Below are 18,616 nucleotides of genomic sequence, written 5' to 3'. Positions count from 1 at the left end.
GCAGCTTTTGGCAGACCACCCCGCCGCCCCAGGGAGCGATGATATGGTCCGCGTTGTGTGTTTCGCACTTGTTCAGGCCGTTTTGAGGCTGGGCGCTATCATGCTGTCGGCTTTTCTGGTCACCATGCCGGCTTTTGCCGAAGAGGCGGGGCTCAAACGGGTGCCTGTTCCGGAATGGGTAGATTATCTTCCTGATATCACAGCGCTTTCCGGGATCGGAAGCGACGAGATCGACCGCCCGCGCTATCTGCTGAGGGAAATGCAATTCACCTGGGTGGGCGGCAGTCGCCAGATCTGGGAACGCCAGGTGATCGAGATGGCGACCGACGGGGCCGCCACCGAAGCCGGTACACAGATCTTCGACTATAACAGCGCGCTTGAGGATTTTACGCTGACGGGCGCCTCACTCTGGCGCGATGGCGAGGAGATCGAGCTCTGGGATACACCGCAAATGGCGGTCGAGCTGTTCAGCACCAGCTATGAGGCCAGCCCGCTCAATCCGCAGTATTTCGTCATGATGACCTTCCCCGGGCTGCGCGCCGGCGACAGTCTCGATCTGTCTTACCTGCGCCGCTCGCATCCCGATCTGTCGGATTCGGAGCGCGGGCTTGACCAGGAGGCGGTGGTGCCGCTGCAATTTGACGACCGCGTCACGCTTGCGCGGGCCGTGGTGAACTGGCCGGCGTGGAAAAGATTTTCGTTCCGGCCCTGCCCCAGGAGGTGACGCAGGCAACCGGGCCGGTTGCGGGCTGGGGCACGCGCCATGACTATCAGCTTTTCGATCTCATCACGCCCGCGGGTGAGGAACTTGCGCCTTCATGGGGCGATCAACGCACCGTGTTACGGGCCAGCGGCGATCGTGACTGGGGACGGATCGCGACCATATTGGTGGGGCATTATGCGGCCGGTGGTGATGGAGGTGGAACCAGCCGCGAATCTGGACCAGTGATGTGCAGGAAACCTGGCGTTTCACCCCGGCGGGCCTGTTTCTCGACGTGACATCGGAGCATCGCGGCTCGGCCGCGGATGAACTGCGCTACCGCTATACCGAGCCTGGGATCGGGGATATTTCCGCCGAACTGCTCGGCTATTACCAGATCGTTTTTCAGCAGATTGCCATGATCCGGGAACCCGATTTCACCGATGACGCGGAAAACAACAGCATGGGGACGCATGAACGCTATTTCCTGCCGGCTTCGGTGATCCGGGATGAGGGGGTAATGACGGACTTTCCGCTGACAGCCGAGGATTTCACCGCGCAATTCCCGGCATCGGGCCGAGCTCCGGGGCCGTTTTGGCATGCTGGCGCCTCCGCAGGCGGTGCAGCTTGAGAATCCGGCTTTCAGCTACAGGCTTGAGGGTGCAGCGCCAGGGCCGGGTCAGCTGGTGCTGCAATGGGATTTCACCGCCATGCCGACCGATATCGCGCTGCGCGATCTGCCTGAAGTGCTGGAAGACGCCCGGACCGTCCATGAGACGTCCTGGTTCAGTTACGATCTGGACTAGGGGAAGGGCAGGTCTGACCGGAACGCCCCCTCCATCGGGAAGGATGCAGGGGGCGTCCGGCCCCGGATCTCAGGTCATCGTACTCGGGTGCCTGCCCTCTGTGGGGCTTGTCCTCTGGCCGGCCTGGGGAATTGCCGGCCAGAGGCCGGCCCGGGTCTCATCCGCCACTGCGCGTTTTAGCGGGCGGGCCACCTGTGCCCACCCGCAGTAATCCCGCTGTAACGGTTCCTGAGATCAGGCCGGGTTCAGAACAACAGCCCGTCATAGACGGCAAAGGCGCCGCCAGTGGTGCGCAGATTGCCCGAGGCGCCTGTATCACGTGCCCAGGCCGAAACGGCGTTATAGGTGCCGGTCCCGAACACGCCGTCGATGCCGCCATTATAGTATCCGGCACGACGCAGCTGGCGCTGGATCGCTTTGCGCTCGCCAGGGCTATAGGTGTTGAAGGCCTGGCCCGCCGGGGTCGAATAGACCGAGCTGTAGCTCCTGGTGCTGCGGGGCGGCTCGCGGTAGACCGGCGTGGGCTCATAATAGCGCGGCTGTTCCACATAGCGCGGCTGGTGATCCCGGCGGTGCTGACCGTTCTGGATCAGCTGGTCAACGATGATCGCTGTGGCAACACCGGCAACGAAACCCTGTTCCTTTTTCCCCCACGCAAGCGCGGGCATCGAGGTGAGCGCGACCGAGGCGGCGGCAAGGGCGGCGACAACACCGGCCCGGAATTTGCCGCTCTGGTTTCTGGCGGCCCCGCTTTTAACGGTGTGGTGTTTATCGGAGCTGGTAACAGGCAGCATGGCATGTCCTTTCCTGGATTGGCCTGCGCTCTCCTCCCCGGTCGTGCAGAGAACCGGATCGGGACGCGATGGGTCAAATCTGGGCAAGAGACGTCTGACAGGCAAAAACGCCGCGTTGATATCAGATAACAGCCATAAAATCAGTGGCTTGCCGGCAAAGAAAAAAGGGGCGCCTGCGCGCCCCCTGTAACTTTCTGATCCATTCGCCCTCCGGATACCCCCGGCGGATGCGTCCTGAGATGTACGGGGGCGGACAGCCCCCGATAACCGGTCTCAGACGCTGAGGCAGATATATTTCATTTCAAGATAGTCCTCGGTGCCGTGATGGCTGCCTTCGCGGCCGAGACCCGATTGTTTGACGCCGCCGAACGGCGCTTCTGCGGTCGAGATCAGCCCGGTATTGACGCCCACAATGCCATATTCCAGCGCTTCCTGGACGCGGGTGATGCGGCCGATATCGCGCGAGTAGAAATAGGAGGCGAGGCCGAAGATCGTGTCATTGGCCATCGCGACCACCTCTTCCTCGGTCTCGAACCGGAAGAGCGGCGCCAGCGGGCCAAAGGTCTCTTCGGTGGTGACCAGCATTTTCGAGGTGACATTGGTCAGGATCGTCGGCTGGAAGAACGAGCCGCCAAGCTTGTGACGCTTGCCGCCAAGCGCCACCACCGCGCCCTTGGCGGTCGCATCGGCGATGTGCTCTTCGATCTTTTCAACGGCAGCCTCATTGACCAGGGGGCCGAACTGTACCGGTTCGGAAAGCCCGTCGCCGACTTTTGTCTTCGCGACGGCCTCGGCGAGCTTTTCGGCAAAGGCATCATAGACGCCGGCCTGGACATAGATCCGGTTCGCGCAGACGCAGGTCTGGCCGTTATTGCGGAACTTCGACAGCATCGCGCCTTCGACAGCGCGGTCGAGATCGGCGTCGTCAAACACGATGAAGGGCGCATTGCCGCCAAGTTCCATCGAACATTTCATCACCTGATCCGCCGCCTGACGCAGCAGGATCCGCCCGACTTCGGTCGATCCGGTAAAGGTCAGCTTGCGCACGACGGGGTTCTCGCAGAACTCCTTGCCGATATCCGAGGACCGTTTCGAGGTGATGACCGAGAAGACCTCGCCCGGGATGCCGGCACGCTCGGCCAGGACTGCAATCGCCAGTGCGGAAAGCGGCGTCTCGGCGGCGGGGCGGGCGACAAAGGCGCAGCCAACGGCCAGCGCCGGGCCACATTTGCGGGTGATCATCGCATTGGGGAAGTTCCAGGGCGTGATCGAGGCGACAACGCCGATCGGCTGTTTGATCACCGTGATGCGTTTGTCGGGCTGATGTCCGGGGATGGTCTCGCCATAAACCCGTTTTGCCTCTTCGGCGAACCATTCGATAAAGCTGGCGCCATAAGCGATCTCGCCTTTGGCTTCTGCCAGCGGCTTGCCCATTTCAGCGGTCAGGATGGTGCCGAGATCATCCTGATTCGCCATCATCAGATCGAACCATTTCCTCAGGATCTGGCTGCGCTCTTTCCCGGTACGCGCGGCCCAGGCCTTTTGTCCCTTTTCCGCCGCCGCGATGGCGCGGGCCGTCTCGGCACGGCTCAGATTGGGGACGCGGGCAATCACATCGCCGCGTGCCGGGTTGATCACCTCGAAGGTCGAGCCGTCATCGGCATCGATCCAGGCGCCGGCGACATAAGCCTTTTCGACCAGAAGCGAGGGGTCTTTCAGAAGCGAACGCAGATTGGTGACGGAATCAGGCATGGAGGCCTCCGCTGAAGGGTTTTTCCTCAGGTGGCATCCGTAAGGCCACTTGTCTACTGTCGGGCGCGCGATCAGTCCAGTTTCAGTGCAAATCCGGCAAGGGCTGGCGGCATAATACGAGGCAGATCGGGACGCGCTGCGGGGCGTATTCAGGTCAGCGGAATTGCCGCTTTCCTGCTGATCCAGATATTCCCGCCGAAGGTATCCGCCAAAGGAGAGGCGCGGTGGCCTCAGCTGTTCGCGTGCATCCGTTCAATATAGGCGCGCATCTCTTCGGCTTCCTGGCGGGCCTCGCGCAGGCCTTCCATTGCGGCGCGCAGTTCCGCCTCGGTCTGGCTGATCTGATTGCCCAGTTCCGCCTCGCGGGATTCGAGCCAGACAATGGCCTGATCGCGCATTTCTTCGGTCTCATGCAGCGATTGTGCCAGGCGTTCCAGCTCGGTCAGGTCATTGCCGGCATTGCGCGAGAACCGGTGCAGCAGCCAGTGGCAGAACCAGCCAAGTGCAAAGGCCAGCAACAGGATGACCGAGGTGGCAATGATGAATTCTGTCCGGTTCATGCAAATTTACTTTCCTGGTCCCGCTGGCGCCATCCGGGCGACGCATCCGGGGTTATCAATCGGGCGCGCGGCTCAGTCCTGGCCGGCGCTGGCAGGGCGGGTTTTCGGGCGGATGGTCTGCTCTGCAGGGGCCAGCGAGGGGCCGCTATAGGTATAGACGATTTCCGGGCCTGGCTCAGACGGCGCCTCCTCCTCCGCCTGGGCAGGGCCGGCTGTTGCAGGCGATGCGGGGGAGGGGGGCGATTCGGTCTTCGGCTGAGCAGTCCCTTGCGCGGCAGGCACCTGGACATCGTGCTCGCCCGCTTCATCAGCCGGAGTTGCCGGATCATCGGGGTCCGAAGAGCCAAGCACCAGGTCTTCGAGATCTTCATCCTCCGGGGCGGTGGCGATTTCGTCACCGGTGGGGGCTATCTCTTCGGCAGGTGCCGCTTTTGCCGGCGTTTCGGGGGCGGCGGCGCCTTTCAGGCTGAATTCGATGCGACGATTGGCCTCGCGCCCGGCCTCGGTGGCGTTATCCGCGATGGGGGTGCTTTCGCCATAGCCGAGGGCCGTCATATTCGACACATCGACGCGACGGCCCTGCAAGGCCATCAGCACCGCCTCGGCCCGGGCCTGGCTCAGCGCCGCATTGCCGCTTTCCGAACCCTGCGAATCGGTATGACCTGCGATTTCCATCGGAATCGCCGGGCAGCGCTTCAGCACTTCAGCGATTTCATTGATCAGCGGTCCGGCCTCCGAGGCGATCTCGGCCGATCCCGGCGTGAAGGCGATTTTCGATTTCGCCATGATCGCGGCCACGTCAGCGGCGCATTCTGCAGGTGTCGGCAGTGCGGCCAGCGGGTCGAGCTTTTTGTCATAGGTGACTTCGACGCGGAAATTGCGGCCCTGGCCCAGTTTCGACGACAGGATCTGGGTGATACGGCCACGGGCCTCCTGGCTGCCGGTGATGCCGCGCAGTTCGACTGTGTCGGCGCGCACCACAAGCGTGCCCTCGCTCAGCATCGAAAGCGATTCGAGCCCCGCCAGCACCCTTGACGGCCAGCCATCGGGCAAGGCCGGGTCCAGCAGCGTCGCCACATAGACATTTGACGCGCCGAATGAGGCCCTTGCATAGGCATCAACCGCCGCCTGCTGCACCTCATCGACAAGGCGGCCACGCAGTTCGACCCGTCCCCCCGTCACAAGGCGGGCGGTGAATTCCTCGGGGCCACGGATCACGGCTTCGGTCGAGGGCGGCACCGGTTGCAGCGAGAACACATCCGGCAGGCCGGCGCGCAGATCGCCAAGCGCGGTGTCAAAGGCCTCCTGCGTCACGCCCTCGCCGGCTTCAAAGGTGATATCCGCGTCTGAGAAGGTGACGCTGCCCTGGCCCATGGCGCCAAGCTTGCGGATCGCCAGTACTGCCGCTTCCGACCAGCGCGGCGTCGGGGTGCCAAGACCCACGGTGCAGATTGCCGGCCCCTCCATCCCGGTGGCGCTTGCGGCCGCCAGAATCAGGCTGCGGGCGCGTTCGGTATCAGCCGAACAGGCGTCAAACCGCGCGCCGCTGCCATCAACGACAAAGCGCAGCGTGAAGGGCGTGATCACCGGGCGCGGCGCTGAAATCGCGGCATCCAGCCTGACCGAGGCCGGTTTGCGCTTGCCAAGCTCCGTTTCAAAACGCCGCTTTTCCGCCGGGCTTTCGGCGATGGCGGTCACCCGCACCTCACCGGCCGAGACCGAGATCTTCGAGCGTTTCAGCAAAGACAAAGCCTCAAGCCCGAAGCGCAGCGAGGCGTCCCAGCCCTCGGGGGCCGGCCAGTTCGCGGTCTGCAGCATATTGGCGGGGGCGCTGTCTTCGGCGGTAAAGCCATTGGCTGCTGCCGCAATGCCTTCGGAATCCAGCTCGCCCTCATTGAGGATCGCCGGGATCAGGCCGATCAGCTGGATCCCGTCATCATTTCGGAGCATCTCGACCGAGAAACGCGGCGCCTCGATGGCGGTGGTGGGGGCGACTTCAAGCCCGTCGCGGATCCGCGAGCTGTCAACGAGGCTGCCGACAAGGTTCAGTGCCCGAAACCGCGCCGCCTCGTTCGGGGCGGTGCCGCTCAGGCCCACCTGCATCCCGTCGGTCGTCACCCCGACCCAGTCCATCCGCGCTTCGCTCAGGCGCTGACCCAGCACGGCCCGGGTGCGGTCTTCGATCACCAGCACCGTGCAGAAGGCGATGCCGATCATCAAGAGTCCGGCAATTGCGAAAGCAAGGGCACCGAGAGCGGCACGGGGCAGGGTGAGCAGACGTTGCGGCAAAGGAAGACCCGGGATTTGCGGAACCGTAGGAGTCCCGCAGGCCACGGGAACCGGGCCGCCGGGATCGTCCCTCTACCTAGGCGCTTGGGCGGCAGGGATCAATCAGAGGAAGACTGCGACGGCAAGAAACAGCACAGGGATCAGACCGGCATCGCGGTTCGATTTGAAAAGCCTGAGGCAGATGGCCGGATCATCCGCATCCAACTGCCGCAACTGCCAGAAGAGATGCAGTCCGAAGGCCCAGATGCCACAAAGCGCCATCAGCACAGGCAGGATGCCCCGGCTTGCGGGGATGGTGAGGATCACCGCCGCCGCAAACAGCAGCACCGAAAGTACAAGAAAGCCCGCAAGCCATTGACCGGTCCGGTCGGCAAACAGCCGCGCGGTGGATTTCACCCCGATCAGCGCGTCATCTTCCTTGTCCTGATGGGCATAGATCGTGTCGTAAAACAGCGTCCAGGCGATACCCGCCAGCCACAGGATCACTGCCGCAACCGGCAGATCTCCGGAATGCGCGGCCCAGAGCAGCAGCGCCCCCCAGTTGAAGGCGAAGCCAAGAAAGACCTGCGGCCACCAGGTGAAGCGTTTCGCGAAAGGATAGATCATCACCAGCACCAGCGAGCCTATGCCAAGCGTGATCGCCAGCCGGTTATAGCTGAACAGGATCAGCGCCGCGATCAGCGCCTGGGCCGCCATCCAGACCATCGCGCCTTTCACCGTGACCTGGCCCGAAGGCAGCGGACGCGAGCGGGTCCGTGCGACCGAGGCATCGAAGTCGCGGTCGGTGATGTCATTCCAGGTGCAGCCCGCGCCACGCATCAGCAAGGCGCCAGCCCCGGAAGAGGCCACCAGCCACAGATCCCACCAGGAAAAGCCAGACCCATCATTCGCCGCCAGCGCCAGCGCCCAGAGACAGGGAAGCCATAAAAGCCAGGTCCCGATCGGCCGGTCTGCCCGTGACAGCCGCAGGAAGGGCCGCGTTACCGGCGGGGCGAGATGATCCACCCAATTGCCGCGCGGCGCATCCGCCACCTGGCCGGTGCTGATCTTCGCCGCCGTGGCCTCCAGCTGAGCGGCAAGCCGTGCCGCCTCGACCGGCGACAGCAGATCATCCCCTTCGGGCTGGCCGCTTCCCTCTGGCGTTCTGTCTGTGGGCGCCATAGTTTCGCCTCCATGTCCGGGCCGAAAGTCAGACTTCATGTAGATCAGCCCCTTGGTGAGGGGCAAGCCGTCGCAGTCCTTGAGGGTGCGGCGAATTATCTTTTTGCCGTGATGCGGCTGGGGACAGGCGCCGAGGTGCTTTTGTTCAACGGACGTGACGGCGAATGGCGCGCGCGCGTGGCCGAGGCGAATAAACGGCGCGGTGTTCTGGTCTGCGAGGCGCAGACGCGGCGGCAGGATTTCCCGCCGGATCTGTGGCTTTTGTTCACGCCGGTCAAAAAGGAACGCACGAATTTCATTGTTGAGAAGGCGGTAGAGCTGGGGGTTGCGCGTCTGATGCCCATCTCGACCCGGCGCATGAATGCCGAACGGCTCCGGCTCGACAAGCAGCAGGCCCATGCCATTGAGGCGGCCGAGCAATGCGGCGCGACCTTTGTGCCGGGGATCAGCGATCTGCAACCGCTCGACCGGCTTCTGGCGGGCTGGGATCCGGCGCGGCGGATCTATTGGGCCGATGAGATCCGGGCGGGGTCTGATGGGACCTGGCCGGGCGCGCCGGGCGCGCCTGCGGCGATCCTGATCGGGCCGGAAGGCGGCTTCACACCCGAGGAACGCGCGAGGCTCGACAGTCTCGATTTTGTCAGTCCCGTCGCCCTTGGTCCCCGGATCCTGCGCGCCGAAACGGCGGCACTGGCGGCGGTGACGCTCTGGCAGCGGTCTTTCGGGGATTGGGCATGATCCGCCCCGAACTCATCGCCGGCGCACGGCGCTGGCAGGGCGTGATCGAAGGTGCGGCTTTCCTTCTGTTCGGCATCTGGATCTTCGCCGGCGGCACCCTGGTCTGGCAGCTGCCGGGACTGGCGGTGATGGCGCTCGGGCTTGGCTGGGCGGTCAATGGCTGGCGGCGTATGCGCTTTCAGGCCGACCCTTCGGCGCCGGGGCTGATCGAGGTGGACGAGGGCCGCATCCGGTTTCTGCATCCGGTGATGGGAGGCGAGGTCAGCCTGAATGACCTTGCAGAACTGAAGCTGGTCACGCTCCGGGGACGCAGGCTCTGGCAGATGCGCGACCTTTCGGGGGCGCGGCTGATCGTGCCGCTCGAATCTGCCGGGGCGGGGGATCTGGCCGATGCGCTGACCAGCCTGCCAGGGCTTACGGCCGCAAGCCTCGTGGCGGCGCTTGATGCCGATGTAGCGCCCCAAGGCAGCACGCTGCCCTCGACCGGCGCGCGCGAACATCTGGTCTGGACACGGCCCGGCAGCGGCATCCGGCCCGTGTGAGCGGGCGTCTGACCGGCCGCCCGGCCGGCCCATCCGGAACGCCGGCTCACAGGACCTGTGCATCTGGCGGGCTTGACAATATCCCCCGGGACAGGACAGGTCAGTCGCCTGAGACCAGTTGACAGCGAAGCCGGAGCCAGCCCATGTCGATACCACAATCCGGAGGCGGCCCGATCGAGAGCCTTGACCAGCTCGCGGCCTTGCTGGAGAGCGGTTGTAAACCGAAGGAAGACTGGCGCATCGGGACCGAACACGAGAAGTTCGGCTGGCTTACCGATACCAGGCAGCCGCTGCCCTATGACGGCCCGCGCTCGATTTCCGCGATTTTCGCAGGGCTTGAGGCGCGTTTTGGCTGGGAGCCGGTGCTTGAAGGTGAGAACGTCATCGGCCTTACCCGCAACGGCGCAAATATCAGCCTTGAGCCCGGCGGCCAGTTCGAGCTTTCCGGCGCGCCGGTCCTGACCATCAACGAGACCGCGGCCGAACTTGACAATCACCTCGCCGAGGTTGCGGCGGTGACCGAGGGCATGGGGGTCCGGTTCATGGGAATCGGGGCGGCACCGGAATGGTCGCATGACCAGATGCCGGTGATGCCCAAGGGCCGCTACCGGCTGATGACCGATTACATGGGCCGCGTGGGCACCCATGGCACGCAGATGATGTACCGCACCTCGACGGTGCAGGTTAATCTCGACTACGCGTCAGAAGCAGACATGGTGAAAAAGCTGCGCGTGGCGCTGGCGCTGCAGCCGGTGGCGACAGCCCTGTTCGCATCATCCCCGTTCTTTGACGGCAAGCTGAACGGGCATAAATCCTGGCGCTCCAGGATCTGGCGTGGCCTTGATGACAGCCGCACCGGGATGTTGCCTTTCGCCTTCGACGAAGGCATGGGCTTTCAGGCCTATGTGGACTGGGTGCTCGATGTGCCGATGTATTTCGTCTATCGCGACGGCAAATATATCGATGCGCTTGGGCAGAGCTTCCGCGATTTCCTCGATGGCAAGCTTCCTGCTCTGCCGGGAGAGAAGCCGACTTTGTCCGACTGGGCCGACCATCTGACCACGGTTTTCCCCGAGGCGCGGGTTAAGAAATATATCGAGATGCGCGGCGCGGATTGCGGCGACCGCGCGCATCTGATCGCGCTGCCGGCCTTCTGGACCGGGCTGACCTATGATGATGCCGCGCTGGACGCCGCATGGGAACTGGTCCGCAATATCGACAGCGAGACCCGGGAGGGGCTGCGCGTTGCGGCCTCAGTTTCGGCACTGCAAGGCGAGGCGAATGGGGTGAAGCTGGCCGATCTGGCCCATGCGGCGCTTTCGCTTGCCCATACCGGCCTGGCAGAGCGCGGTCATGGCGAAGAGATCTGGCTTGCGCCGCTGGTTACCTCGGTCAAGGCAGGAAAGGTCCAGGCCGACCGCTGGCTCGAACTGTATCATGGCGACTGGGCCGGCAGCCTTGCGCCGATCTATGACGCGTCAAGCTACTGATTTACGGTGTTTTTACTTGCCGGCCGCTTGCCGTGCCGGAGCAAGATCCAGCCACAGCGCATTGTCGCGATAGCCGCCCCGAACCAGACGGCCGGGGCGGGCGAGGTCAGGGTAACCGGCGATCCGGTCGCGAAAGCGGTCATTGCTGATGATCACCGCCTCGCTCTGATTTGCGAAATCCAGCAGGAAGGGATCGGCCTGCGCGCCCCGGGGCACCACCAGCACATGGTCCTGCTCCAGCCCGAGCAGCCGGCAGAATTGCCGGTCATTCATATAGTTCCCGGTCAGCCGGTAGCCGGCATTGGCATCAAAAACCACGCCGCAGCCATAGCCCATCAGATCAAGCCGGCGCAGCACCTCCTTCAGGGTGGCGAACTGGGGCTTGCCGTCACGCCAATGCATCACATTGGAGCCATCGAGCACTGCAAGCGGTCTGCGCGCCTTTGCCCGCGCGCGCCACCCCCGCCGCAAGCCCCCGGCAAGCGCCAGCAGCCAGGCGAGCAGCACAAGCGGAAGCAGGATTGCGAGACCGAGTTCAATCATCGCAGATCAGGTCTTTTTCCCGCCGATCTTCGGCTCGGTCCCGGATTTGATCCGCTTCAGATTGGCGGCGTGGCGGATATAGATCAGCACCGTCAGCAGCACGACGAGGATCAGCATTCGCCCCGCACCGGGTGAGGCAATCCAGGCCGGCATATCTTTCATCCCGGCGATCAGCACCCAAAGTGGTGTCAGGGCCGCCGCGATCAGGGCCGCCGCCGAGGACATCCGGGTCGCAATCGCGCCGATCAGCCAGGTCAGACAGGTCAGAATGCCGACCGGCGGCGCCAGTGCCAGCAGGATCCCAAGGAAGGTCGCAACCCCTTTGCCGCCGCGAAAGCCGCTCCAGATCGGAAAGAGATGGCCGAGAAAGGCCGCAAGTGCCGCGATCTGGGCGGCGTCTTCCGCGCCGGCCCAGCAGCGCGCCAGGATAACCGCAAGTGCGCCCTTGCCGCCATCGAGCAGCAATGTCGCCAGCGCTGCCGCCTTATTCCCGGTTCTGAGAACATTGGTCGCGCCGATATTCCCTGATCCGATCTGACGCAGGTCGCCAAGGCCCATTACGCGGGTGATCAGCACCCCAAACGGCACCGACCCCAGCAGATAGGCCAGGATGGCCACCAGGATCAGCGTCTCACGCCCGGTTACAAAATCCGGCATTTATTGTCTCTCCCTGCGCTCACAGGGCCCGGGCCCGGTGGCGGCGTTTAACCCAGGCGGCGTTTCAGATGGCCGAGCGGAACACCTCGCGCCCGCCGACCCAGCTGGCCAGCACACGCCCCTCCATCCGCGCCCCGTCAAAGGGCGTATTCTTCGATTTCGATTGCAGCGTAAAGCGGTTCATCAGGAAAGGCGCATCCGGGTCAAAAAGCACCAGATCCGCCGGGGCCGAGACCGAGAGCCGGCCCTGGGGCAGGCCAAGCCGGTTTGCCGGGTTCAGTGCCATGGCGCGGAAGATCTGAGGCAGGCTCAGATGGCCGGCATGGTAAAGCCGCATCGCGGCCGGCAGGATCGTCTCAAGAGCCACCGCGCCTGGCGCTGCCTCTTCAAAGGGCAGACGTTTCGATTCCTCATCGGCGGGCGTGTGGAAGGACGCGATCACGTCGATCAGCCCATCCGCCAGCGCCGCGATGATCGCCTGCCGGTCCTCTTCCGACCGCAAGGGCGGCGTCAGTTTAAAGAAGGTGCGGTAATCGCCCAGATCCAGCTCATTCAGGGTCAGATGGTGGATCGAGGTGCCGGCGGTGACATCCAGCCCGGCAGCCTTCGCGCGCGAGAGCGCCGGCAGCGTATGCGCCGTGGTGATCTGATCGGCGTGATAGCGGGCGCGGGTCATCTCGACCAGCGCGAGGTCACGCTCCAGCCCCATCCGCTCGGCAATCGGCGAGACCGCCGGAATGCCGCGGAAGCTTGCGAATTTGCCGGAGGTCGCGGCACCGCCTTTGGACAGCTCCGGCTCCTGCGGATGGCACACGACCAGCGCCCCGAGCGAGCGCGCATAGGTGAAGGCGCGCGACAGCGCCTTGGTGTCGGTGGAGACATGGAAACCATCGGTGAAGGCCAGCGCGCCCGCATCCAGCAAAAAGCCGATCTCGGTCATCTCATGGCCAAGACGCCCCTTGGTAAGCGCCGCCATATGGCGGATGCGGACCGGCGCGGCCTCGGCGGCGCGGCGTGTGACGAATTCCAGCACTTCGGGCGTGTCGATCGCGGGCGATGTGTCGGGCCGCGCGATCACCGTGGTCACGCCCCCCGCCGCTGCTGCAAGCCCGGCCGAGCGGAAGCTTTCGCGGTGGCGCTCACCCGGCTCGCCGATCTTGACGCCCCAGTCGACGATTCCGGGGGCGAGGCATTTGCCGCCGCAATCAATGCTGACCGCGCCTTTCGGCAGCTTTTTCGCGGGCTCGGCGATCACGCCATCCACCACGGTCAGGCTGCCCGGCGCATCGCTCAGCGTTTCGGGGTCGATCAGGCGGGCATTGGTGAAATGAAGGATGGTCATCCGGGATCCGTGTCGGGCTGTGACCTGGCCGGCAGTGCTTTGGCCAGAGATGCTTTGGCCTGAATGTCGGGGACCAGCTGCATTACATGTTCTGCATTGGTCAGACGTTCAAACCCGGTGCGGGTGTAGGACTTGTCTCCCTCGCTGTCCACTGTGACGCGCATCGCCAGATGCAGGGAGTGGGTGCCATGACGCGGATCGCCGGTCCTCCCGAGGTCACCCCGGCGCCGGGCGCGCGGTCCATAAGAGCCATGCTCCGGGCGCGAGATCGCGGCTCCAGTCGGGTTGGCCGGACAGCTTTCCCCGGTCGGGATACGCTGTCCTGACAGCAGGTTCCGTGACGCACCTGCCTGTCTCATGATGCACCGCCGCCGGTCATTGGGGCTGGCCGGCGCATGGCCTCAAGCATCAGGGTGAATACACGCCGCGCTTCGGGGATATCCTCGAAGCCGATCCTCTCGCCGAAGATGCCGGTGCTGTGGACAAAGCCGATCAGGCTGCCGCGCGTCAGGCTGGCCGCATCCCAGGCCCGGGTTGCGAACCAGACCGAGCCCGGCAGGCCCTCTTCCAGCGCCGGATGCAGACCGGAATGCAGCGCATACCGCGCAAGCCTGCGGCGGCCGAGGATCTCGGTCGCGATAAAGGCATTGCGGTCGGTCAGGGTGTAGAAACTGCCCCTGAGCCGCAGCCAGCGCCCAACCGGCGCGCCAAAACATAGGGTCAGCCCCATCAGGAGGACCGGAAGGCCAAAAAGCAGAAAGAGGATATTGATCGGGAAAGGCGGCCCGCCGGCGAAACCTGAGGCGAGGCTCATCCAGAACAGCGCGAAAACCACACAAGGCGCGCCCATCAGCAGCCTGAAATGGATCAGGTCAGCCCAGTCGAACCGTGCCTCCGGGCGCCCCTGCCACAGAATCTCCTCGCCCGGGTCGAGAATGTCTTCCCAGCCTGGCGGGGGGGCGGGGGCCACGGGTCAGCCTCCGACCCAGACAAAAACCACGGTCAGCACGACGAGGATCAGCAGGACTGCGGTGGCGACCATGCCGCCCTGGCGCATCTCGGCCTTTGTGGGTTTGCGATTGGGGTCGGGCGTGGTCACGGGAAGGTTCCTTCCGGCAGCGCGCGGCGCAGGCTGTCTCGCTGCGCGGCACTGAACAGGGTTATGGTGGAGCTGGCAGGCCAGCTGCCGTCAGGGTCGGGTTTTCCGGCCTGAACCAGGCAGGAAAACCTGCGGATGCGAAAAAAGCGGATCCCGGATACAGCATAGGCGCGGCGGCGGAGCCTGCCAAAAAGCCGACGCTCGACAAAGAAGGTCCCTTGCTCCAGCCGATATTCGATCACGAGCCCGCCAGCCAGGATGACGACCAGCATGAAGACCGCGAAAACGAAGATTGCGGCCGCGATCAGCGCGAAGGTGATTTCGACCGGCGGCAATGGCTCGCCGGTTCCGGCGAGTGCAGTGGCAAGGCGCAGGACGGGATAAAAGCCCATAACCGAGCCGATGACCGCGATCAGGGCATAGATGCGCATATCCGGCCGGGCCTGCCACAGGATCACAGATGCAGGCGCGGCGCCAGCTCCGGCCTGTTCCCGCGTCATGGCCTGATCCTGTGCCCCGGTCTGCCCCCGGTTCGCGGTCATCCGGTCGCCTCAGACATAGCTCTCGGCGATCCGGCGGCCGCGCTCGCTGCGCAGATTGCGCGCCAGCAGATCCATACAGGCCATCCGCACCGCGACCCCCATCTCGACCTGATCCTGGATCACCGAGCGGTTGATATCATCGGCGATCTCGCCATCGATCTCGACGCCCCGGTTCATCGGGCCGGGATGCATCACGATGGCATCGGGTTTGGCATAGGCCAGTTTCTCGGCATCCAACCCGTAGCGGTGGTAATATTCCCGCATCGACGGAATGAACCCGCCATCCATCCGCTCTTTCTGAAGCCGCAGCATCATCACCACATCGGCGCCTTTCAGCCCCTCGCGCATATCCTCGATGATGGTCGCGCCCAGTTCCGCAAAGCCCGAAGGCATCAGCGTCGGTGGCCCGATCAGGCGCAGGTTATTGCCCATCTTGCCCAGAAGGATCAGGTTCGAGCGCGCAACGCGGCTATGGGCGACATCGCCGCAGATCGCGATGGTGAGCCGGTCGATCCGCCCCTTGGCCCGCCGGATGGTCAGCGCATCAAGAAGCGCCTGGGTCGGGTGCTCGTGGCGCCCGTCGCCGGCATTCAGCACCGCGCAATTCACTTTGGACGCCAGAAGGTTGACCGCGCCCGAGGCCCCGTGCCGCACCACCAGCAGATCTGGATGCATCGCGTTCAGCGTCATCGCGGTGTCGATCAGCGTCTCGCCCTTTTTCACCGAAGAGGTCGCCATATTCATGTTCATCACATCGGCACCAAGGCGCTTGCCCGCGATCTCGAAGCTCGACTGCGTACGGGTCGAGTTCTCGAAAAACATGTTGATCTGCGTCATCCCCGCCAGGGTGTCGGACTGTTTCACCGTGCGGCGGTTCAGATCGACATAGCGGTCGGCGAGATCGAGGATGGTGGTGATCTCCATGGGCGAGAGCGGCTCGATCCCGAGAAGGTGGCGGGCATGGAAAGCCATGGCGTGATCCCTGTAATGTGCGTGATCTCTTATCGCAAAGCGGGGGAAAAGGGGCAAGCGCCGCTGACGGTGCCGCTTTGGCGGCGGCTGGCTTGTGGCGCGGCGCTGCGGGCATTAGCCTGCGCGCTATGGGAATCGAAACCGGGATCATGGCAGGGGCGGCGGAACCGGATGGCGCAGGGCCGGACCCGGCGGCATTTGCCGCAGCCGTGGCGGCTGACTGGAATGCCTCTTACGCCGCGCTGGACTGGCAGCTTGACTGCGGCATCGACGAGGTGATCGGCGAGGCACCCGTCAACCGCTATGAGGTCGTGATCGAAAAACCGGTCCGGGCGGCGGCACCCCCCGCAGCCACGGCGCACGGTCAGAACCCGACCCGCCAGAACGCCGTCTCTCAGAATTACGACCCATCGCCCGAGCCGCAGATTGATCCGGTCGCGGTCGCCAGCGCCACAGCGGCCTCGGCCACCACGCTCGAGGCGCTGGAAACAGCCATTCGCGGCTTTGATCTCTGCGATCTGAAACGCGGTGCCCGCAACACGGTCTTTGCCGATGGCAATCCGAAGGCACGGCTTCTGATTCTGGGCGAGGCGCCGGGCCGCGAAGAGGATATCGAGGGCCGCCCCTTTGTGGGCGAGGCCGGGCAGCTTCTGGACCGGATGTTCGGGGCCATCGGTCTGACCCGTCAGAGCCCCGATCCGGCCGCGTCTTTCTACATCACCAATGTCATGCCCTGGCGCCCCGAAGGCAATCGCGATCCCAGCCTGGCCGAGATCGCCATGCTGCGCCCCTTTGTCGAACGCCATATCGCGCTGGCCGACCCCGATGTGATCGTTGTGATGGGCAATACGCCGCTTGTCGCGCTGACCGGCAATCGCGGCATCCTGCGCGCGCGCGGCACCTGGACCCGGGCGCTGGACAAGCCGCTTTTGCCGATGACGCATCCGGCTTACCTTTTGCGCACCCCTGCCGCCAAACGCGAGGCCTGGGCCGATCTGCTCGCGCTCAGGGCCTTTCTCGACAAGGCATGATCATGCGTCCTGCCGCCATTCACATACTGATGCTGATGCCGCTGACTGCAAATTCCCCGGGGGAGATACCGCGCGCGCGGCGGGTTATGCGCGGATGCTGCCTGAAACGGCCATCGCCGCCCGGGCGGCAGACGGAGGGGGCGCTCGCCTTTCATATGGCAAGCGGTTGCAACCGGGGCCCGATGGCGATCTGGCCAGGACGCTCTCATATATCCCGCGCGACGAATTCCTGACCGCGATGGAAGAAGTGCCGGAAAGACCGCGCCTGCCGGTGATGACCCCATGTCTGTAACCCATCGCCCGCAAACCTTAGCCCTTAAAAATCGGGTGGCTTTTGATGTTTCCCATTGATGCCGTGACATTGCTGGCCTTCCTGCCGGCCGCGCTGGCGCTGAACCTCACGCCAGGGGCGGATATGATGTTCGTGCTGGCCCAGGGGCTGAAAGGCGGCGCGCGTGCGGGGATGGCGGCCAATCTCGGCATCGCGCTTGGCTGTTTCGTGCATGTCCTGATCGCCGGGCTGGGGCTCGCGGCGCTCTTGAAAGCGCATCCCATGGCCTTTGAAGTGATCCGCTGGGGCGGTGTCGGCTATCTCTTGTGGCTGGCGGTCAAATCCTGGAATGCCGGGCGACCCGAGATCGCATCTGTCGCCCGCGCGCCCGCAGCCAGGGTGTTTCGCGAGGCGCTGGTGGTCAATCTGCTGAACCCGAAAGTGGCGCTGTTCATCCTTGCCTTCCTGCCGCAATTCGTGACGGCATCAAAGCCGGTTCTGCCGCAATTCCTGGCCCTTGGGCTGATCATCTGCGCCGGGGGGCTGGTGATCAACGGCGCGGTCGGGATATTTGCCGGGCGCCTCGGGCGGGCGCTGCTCGGATCGGACCGGCTGGCGCGGCGCATGAACCGCGCAACCGGCGGCATTTTTGCAGCGCTTGCCCTGCGCCTTGCCGTGATGGAGCGTGCCGCATGACCGAAAGAGAGTTCATTCCCACCCGCATCGCCGTGCTGACCGTGTCTGACACCCGCAGCCTGGCCGAGGACCGCTCCGGCGAAACGCTGGTGGCACGCCTGGAAGGGGCGGGGCATATCCTCGCCGCCCGTGCCATTATCACCGATGACCGCGCGCTGATCGCGGATCAGCTGCGCAGCTGGATTGCCGACCCCGGCGTCGATGTGGTGATCTCGACCGGCGGCACCGGGCTGACCGGGCGGGACGTAACGGTCGAGGCACATCAGGACGTCTATGAAAAGGAAATCACCGCCTTTTCCACCGTCTTTACCATTGTCTCGATGCAAAAGATCGGCACTTCCGCCGTGCAAAGCCGCGCCTGCGCCGGCGTCGCGGGCGGCACCTATCTCTTCGCGCTGCCGGGCTCGACCGGCGCCTGCAAGGATGCCTGGGACGAGATCCTCGTCAAGCAGCTCGATTACCGGCATGGTCCCTGTAATTTCGTGGAAATCTTCCCGAGGCTTGAAGAACACAAGCGGCGGAAGTGAGCCCTGGCTGGCGCCCGGGCCTGACCCGGGTGAAGCCCGGGAATGGAGGGTGGGAGAAGGACGGGGTCTTGCGGACCCGGATCTCATACGCCTGAGATCTGAGG

Annotated in this window: 23 protein-coding genes; 10 read left to right on the top strand and 13 right to left on the bottom strand. The window is 64.4% G+C overall.

Annotated elements, in window-relative coordinates; genetic code table 11:
* Positions 1–43: 43 nt before the first annotated feature.
* The 3 genes from M3484_RS21630 (at position 44) to M3484_RS21620 (ending at position 1,506) form a co-directional block, all read left to right on the top strand.
* On the top strand, positions 44–724 hold the full coding sequence (locus M3484_RS21630; RefSeq protein WP_249499198.1) for a DUF3857 domain-containing protein: 681 nt from the start codon (positions 44–46) through the stop codon (positions 722–724).
* A 226-nt stretch (positions 725–950) separates the two neighbouring features.
* On the top strand, positions 951–1,331 hold the full coding sequence (locus tag M3484_RS21625) for a hypothetical protein (protein ID WP_249499197.1): 381 nt from the start codon (positions 951–953) through the stop codon (positions 1,329–1,331).
* Positions 1,300–1,506, top strand: a complete 207-nt coding sequence (locus M3484_RS21620; protein ID WP_249499196.1) for a hypothetical protein — start codon at positions 1,300–1,302, stop codon at positions 1,504–1,506. Before M3484_RS21625 ends, M3484_RS21620 begins: the two co-directional genes overlap by 32 nt.
* A gap of 245 nt (positions 1,507–1,751) precedes the next feature.
* On the opposite strand, the gene M3484_RS21615 is transcribed toward M3484_RS21620, so the two are convergent.
* From M3484_RS21615 to ubiA, 5 genes are all read right to left on the bottom strand, one after another.
* Positions 1,752–2,300 carry a peptidoglycan-binding domain-containing protein gene (locus tag M3484_RS21615; protein ID WP_249499195.1) on the bottom strand — a complete coding sequence of 183 codons (549 nt, stop codon included), beginning with the start codon at positions 2,298–2,300 and terminating at the stop codon, positions 1,752–1,754.
* Positions 2,301–2,573: 273 nt separating this feature from the next.
* Complete coding sequence (locus M3484_RS21610; RefSeq protein WP_249499194.1) at positions 2,574–4,052, bottom strand: NAD-dependent succinate-semialdehyde dehydrogenase; 1,479 nt, start codon at positions 4,050–4,052, stop codon at positions 2,574–2,576.
* Positions 4,053–4,282: 230 nt separating this feature from the next.
* A complete protein-coding gene (locus M3484_RS21605) occupies positions 4,283–4,612 on the bottom strand; it encodes a hypothetical protein (protein WP_249499193.1) in 330 nt (109 codons plus the stop codon).
* A gap of 72 nt (positions 4,613–4,684) precedes the next feature.
* Positions 4,685–6,829 (bottom strand): OmpA family protein, encoded by a 2,145-nt coding sequence (locus M3484_RS21600; RefSeq protein WP_249499192.1) that lies wholly within the window; start codon positions 6,827–6,829, stop codon positions 4,685–4,687.
* A gap of 174 nt (positions 6,830–7,003) precedes the next feature.
* Complete coding sequence (ubiA, locus tag M3484_RS21595; RefSeq protein WP_249499191.1) at positions 7,004–8,062, bottom strand: 4-hydroxybenzoate octaprenyltransferase; 1,059 nt, start codon at positions 8,060–8,062, stop codon at positions 7,004–7,006.
* A 12-nt stretch (positions 8,063–8,074) separates the two neighbouring features.
* On the opposite strand from ubiA, the gene M3484_RS21590 reads away from it, so the two are divergent.
* The 3 genes from M3484_RS21590 (at position 8,075) to M3484_RS21580 (ending at position 10,832) form a co-directional block, all read left to right on the top strand.
* Complete coding sequence (locus tag M3484_RS21590; RefSeq protein WP_249499190.1) at positions 8,075–8,800, top strand: 16S rRNA (uracil(1498)-N(3))-methyltransferase; 726 nt, start codon at positions 8,075–8,077, stop codon at positions 8,798–8,800.
* Entirely contained in the window at positions 8,797–9,342 is a 546-nt protein-coding gene (locus M3484_RS21585; RefSeq protein ID WP_249499189.1) for a hypothetical protein, read from the top strand. The genes M3484_RS21590 and M3484_RS21585 overlap by 4 nt, the downstream gene beginning before the upstream one ends.
* Before the next feature lie 143 nt (positions 9,343–9,485).
* Positions 9,486–10,832, top strand: coding sequence for a glutamate--cysteine ligase (locus M3484_RS21580; protein WP_249499188.1), 1,347 nt, complete (start codon positions 9,486–9,488; stop codon positions 10,830–10,832).
* A gap of 12 nt (positions 10,833–10,844) precedes the next feature.
* Here M3484_RS21580 and M3484_RS21575 read toward each other — a convergent pair whose 3' ends face one another.
* From M3484_RS21575 to M3484_RS21545, 8 genes are all read right to left on the bottom strand, one after another.
* Positions 10,845–11,375 carry an NYN domain-containing protein gene (locus M3484_RS21575; RefSeq protein WP_249499187.1) on the bottom strand — a complete coding sequence of 177 codons (531 nt, stop codon included), beginning with the start codon at positions 11,373–11,375 and terminating at the stop codon, positions 10,845–10,847.
* A gap of 6 nt (positions 11,376–11,381) precedes the next feature.
* Complete coding sequence (gene plsY / locus M3484_RS21570) at positions 11,382–12,032, bottom strand: glycerol-3-phosphate 1-O-acyltransferase PlsY (protein ID WP_092899320.1); 651 nt, start codon at positions 12,030–12,032, stop codon at positions 11,382–11,384.
* Positions 12,033–12,096: 64 nt separating this feature from the next.
* Positions 12,097–13,374: a dihydroorotase gene (gene pyrC, locus M3484_RS21565; protein WP_249499186.1), complete on the bottom strand. Its 1,278-nt coding sequence runs from the start codon at positions 13,372–13,374 to the stop codon at positions 12,097–12,099.
* A complete protein-coding gene (locus M3484_RS21560; protein WP_249499185.1) occupies positions 13,371–13,733 on the bottom strand; it encodes a hypothetical protein in 363 nt (120 codons plus the stop codon). The genes pyrC and M3484_RS21560 overlap by 4 nt, the downstream gene beginning before the upstream one ends.
* Positions 13,730–14,344: a hypothetical protein gene (locus tag M3484_RS21555; protein ID WP_249499184.1), complete on the bottom strand. Its 615-nt coding sequence runs from the start codon at positions 14,342–14,344 to the stop codon at positions 13,730–13,732. The genes M3484_RS21560 and M3484_RS21555 overlap by 4 nt, the downstream gene beginning before the upstream one ends.
* A 3-nt stretch (positions 14,345–14,347) precedes the next feature.
* The gene (locus M3484_RS23735; protein WP_283176111.1) at positions 14,348–14,473 is read right to left on the bottom strand and encodes a hypothetical protein; all 126 of its coding nucleotides are present in this window, start codon (positions 14,471–14,473) and stop codon (positions 14,348–14,350) included.
* Positions 14,470–15,015, bottom strand: a complete 546-nt coding sequence (locus tag M3484_RS21550) for a hypothetical protein (protein WP_249499183.1) — start codon at positions 15,013–15,015, stop codon at positions 14,470–14,472. The genes M3484_RS23735 and M3484_RS21550 overlap by 4 nt, the downstream gene beginning before the upstream one ends.
* 9 nt (positions 15,016–15,024) lie before the next feature.
* A complete protein-coding gene (locus M3484_RS21545; RefSeq protein ID WP_092899310.1) occupies positions 15,025–15,987 on the bottom strand; it encodes an aspartate carbamoyltransferase catalytic subunit in 963 nt (320 codons plus the stop codon).
* A gap of 128 nt (positions 15,988–16,115) precedes the next feature.
* On the opposite strand from M3484_RS21545, the gene M3484_RS21540 reads away from it, so the two are divergent.
* From M3484_RS21540 to moaB, 4 genes are all read left to right on the top strand, one after another.
* Positions 16,116–17,018 (top strand): uracil-DNA glycosylase, encoded by a 903-nt coding sequence (locus M3484_RS21540; RefSeq protein WP_249499182.1) that lies wholly within the window; start codon positions 16,116–16,118, stop codon positions 17,016–17,018.
* A gap of 94 nt (positions 17,019–17,112) precedes the next feature.
* Positions 17,113–17,310 (top strand): hypothetical protein, encoded by a 198-nt coding sequence (locus tag M3484_RS21535; RefSeq protein WP_249499181.1) that lies wholly within the window; start codon positions 17,113–17,115, stop codon positions 17,308–17,310.
* 45 nt (positions 17,311–17,355) lie between these two features.
* Complete coding sequence (locus tag M3484_RS21530) at positions 17,356–17,985, top strand: LysE family translocator (protein ID WP_249499180.1); 630 nt, start codon at positions 17,356–17,358, stop codon at positions 17,983–17,985.
* Positions 17,982–18,512, top strand: a complete 531-nt coding sequence (gene moaB, locus M3484_RS21525) for a molybdenum cofactor biosynthesis protein B (RefSeq protein WP_249499179.1) — start codon at positions 17,982–17,984, stop codon at positions 18,510–18,512. Before M3484_RS21530 ends, moaB begins: the two co-directional genes overlap by 4 nt.
* Positions 18,513–18,616: the final 104 nt, after the last annotated feature.

The organism is Pseudomonas sp. GX19020 (assembly GCF_023371075.1).
Lineage (GTDB): Bacteria > Pseudomonadota > Alphaproteobacteria > Rhodobacterales > Rhodobacteraceae > Pseudogemmobacter.
Note: the sequence above shows the minus strand (reverse complement) of the source record. Positions and strands in the feature narration are given on the sequence as shown.

Bases quoted from the DNA above. Each gene is read 5' to 3' on its own strand.
- M3484_RS21630 (WP_249499198.1), top strand. From the start codon at position 44: ATGGTCCGCGTTGTGTGTTTCGCACTTGTTCAGGCCGTTTTGAGGCTG.
- M3484_RS21620 (WP_249499196.1), top strand. From the start codon at position 1,300: ATGCTGGCGCCTCCGCAGGCGGTGCAGCTTGAGAATCCGGCTTTCAGC.
- M3484_RS21615 (WP_249499195.1), bottom strand. From the start codon at position 2,300: ATGCTGCCTGTTACCAGCTCCGATAAACACCACACCGTTAAAAGCGGG.
- M3484_RS21610 (WP_249499194.1), bottom strand. From the start codon at position 4,052: ATGCCTGATTCCGTCACCAATCTGCGTTCGCTTCTGAAAGACCCCTCG.
- M3484_RS21605 (WP_249499193.1), bottom strand. From the start codon at position 4,612: ATGAACCGGACAGAATTCATCATTGCCACCTCGGTCATCCTGTTGCTG.
- M3484_RS21600 (WP_249499192.1), bottom strand. From the start codon at position 6,829: ATGATCGGCATCGCCTTCTGCACGGTGCTGGTGATCGAAGACCGCACC.
- ubiA (WP_249499191.1), bottom strand. From the start codon at position 8,062: ATGGCGCCCACAGACAGAACGCCAGAGGGAAGCGGCCAGCCCGAAGGG.
- M3484_RS21590 (WP_249499190.1), top strand. From the start codon at position 8,075: ATGTCCGGGCCGAAAGTCAGACTTCATGTAGATCAGCCCCTTGGTGAG.
- M3484_RS21585 (WP_249499189.1), top strand. From the start codon at position 8,797: ATGATCCGCCCCGAACTCATCGCCGGCGCACGGCGCTGGCAGGGCGTG.
- M3484_RS21580 (WP_249499188.1), top strand. From the start codon at position 9,486: ATGTCGATACCACAATCCGGAGGCGGCCCGATCGAGAGCCTTGACCAG.
- M3484_RS21575 (WP_249499187.1), bottom strand. From the start codon at position 11,375: ATGATTGAACTCGGTCTCGCAATCCTGCTTCCGCTTGTGCTGCTCGCC.
- plsY (WP_092899320.1), bottom strand. From the start codon at position 12,032: ATGCCGGATTTTGTAACCGGGCGTGAGACGCTGATCCTGGTGGCCATC.
- pyrC (WP_249499186.1), bottom strand. From the start codon at position 13,374: ATGACCATCCTTCATTTCACCAATGCCCGCCTGATCGACCCCGAAACG.
- M3484_RS21560 (WP_249499185.1), bottom strand. From the start codon at position 13,733: ATGAGACAGGCAGGTGCGTCACGGAACCTGCTGTCAGGACAGCGTATC.
- M3484_RS21550 (WP_249499183.1), bottom strand. From the start codon at position 15,015: ATGACCGCGAACCGGGGGCAGACCGGGGCACAGGATCAGGCCATGACG.
- M3484_RS21545 (WP_092899310.1), bottom strand. From the start codon at position 15,987: ATGGCTTTCCATGCCCGCCACCTTCTCGGGATCGAGCCGCTCTCGCCC.
- M3484_RS21540 (WP_249499182.1), top strand. From the start codon at position 16,116: ATGGGAATCGAAACCGGGATCATGGCAGGGGCGGCGGAACCGGATGGC.
- M3484_RS21535 (WP_249499181.1), top strand. From the start codon at position 17,113: ATGCTGCCTGAAACGGCCATCGCCGCCCGGGCGGCAGACGGAGGGGGC.
- M3484_RS21530 (WP_249499180.1), top strand. From the start codon at position 17,356: ATGTTTCCCATTGATGCCGTGACATTGCTGGCCTTCCTGCCGGCCGCG.
- moaB (WP_249499179.1), top strand. From the start codon at position 17,982: ATGACCGAAAGAGAGTTCATTCCCACCCGCATCGCCGTGCTGACCGTG.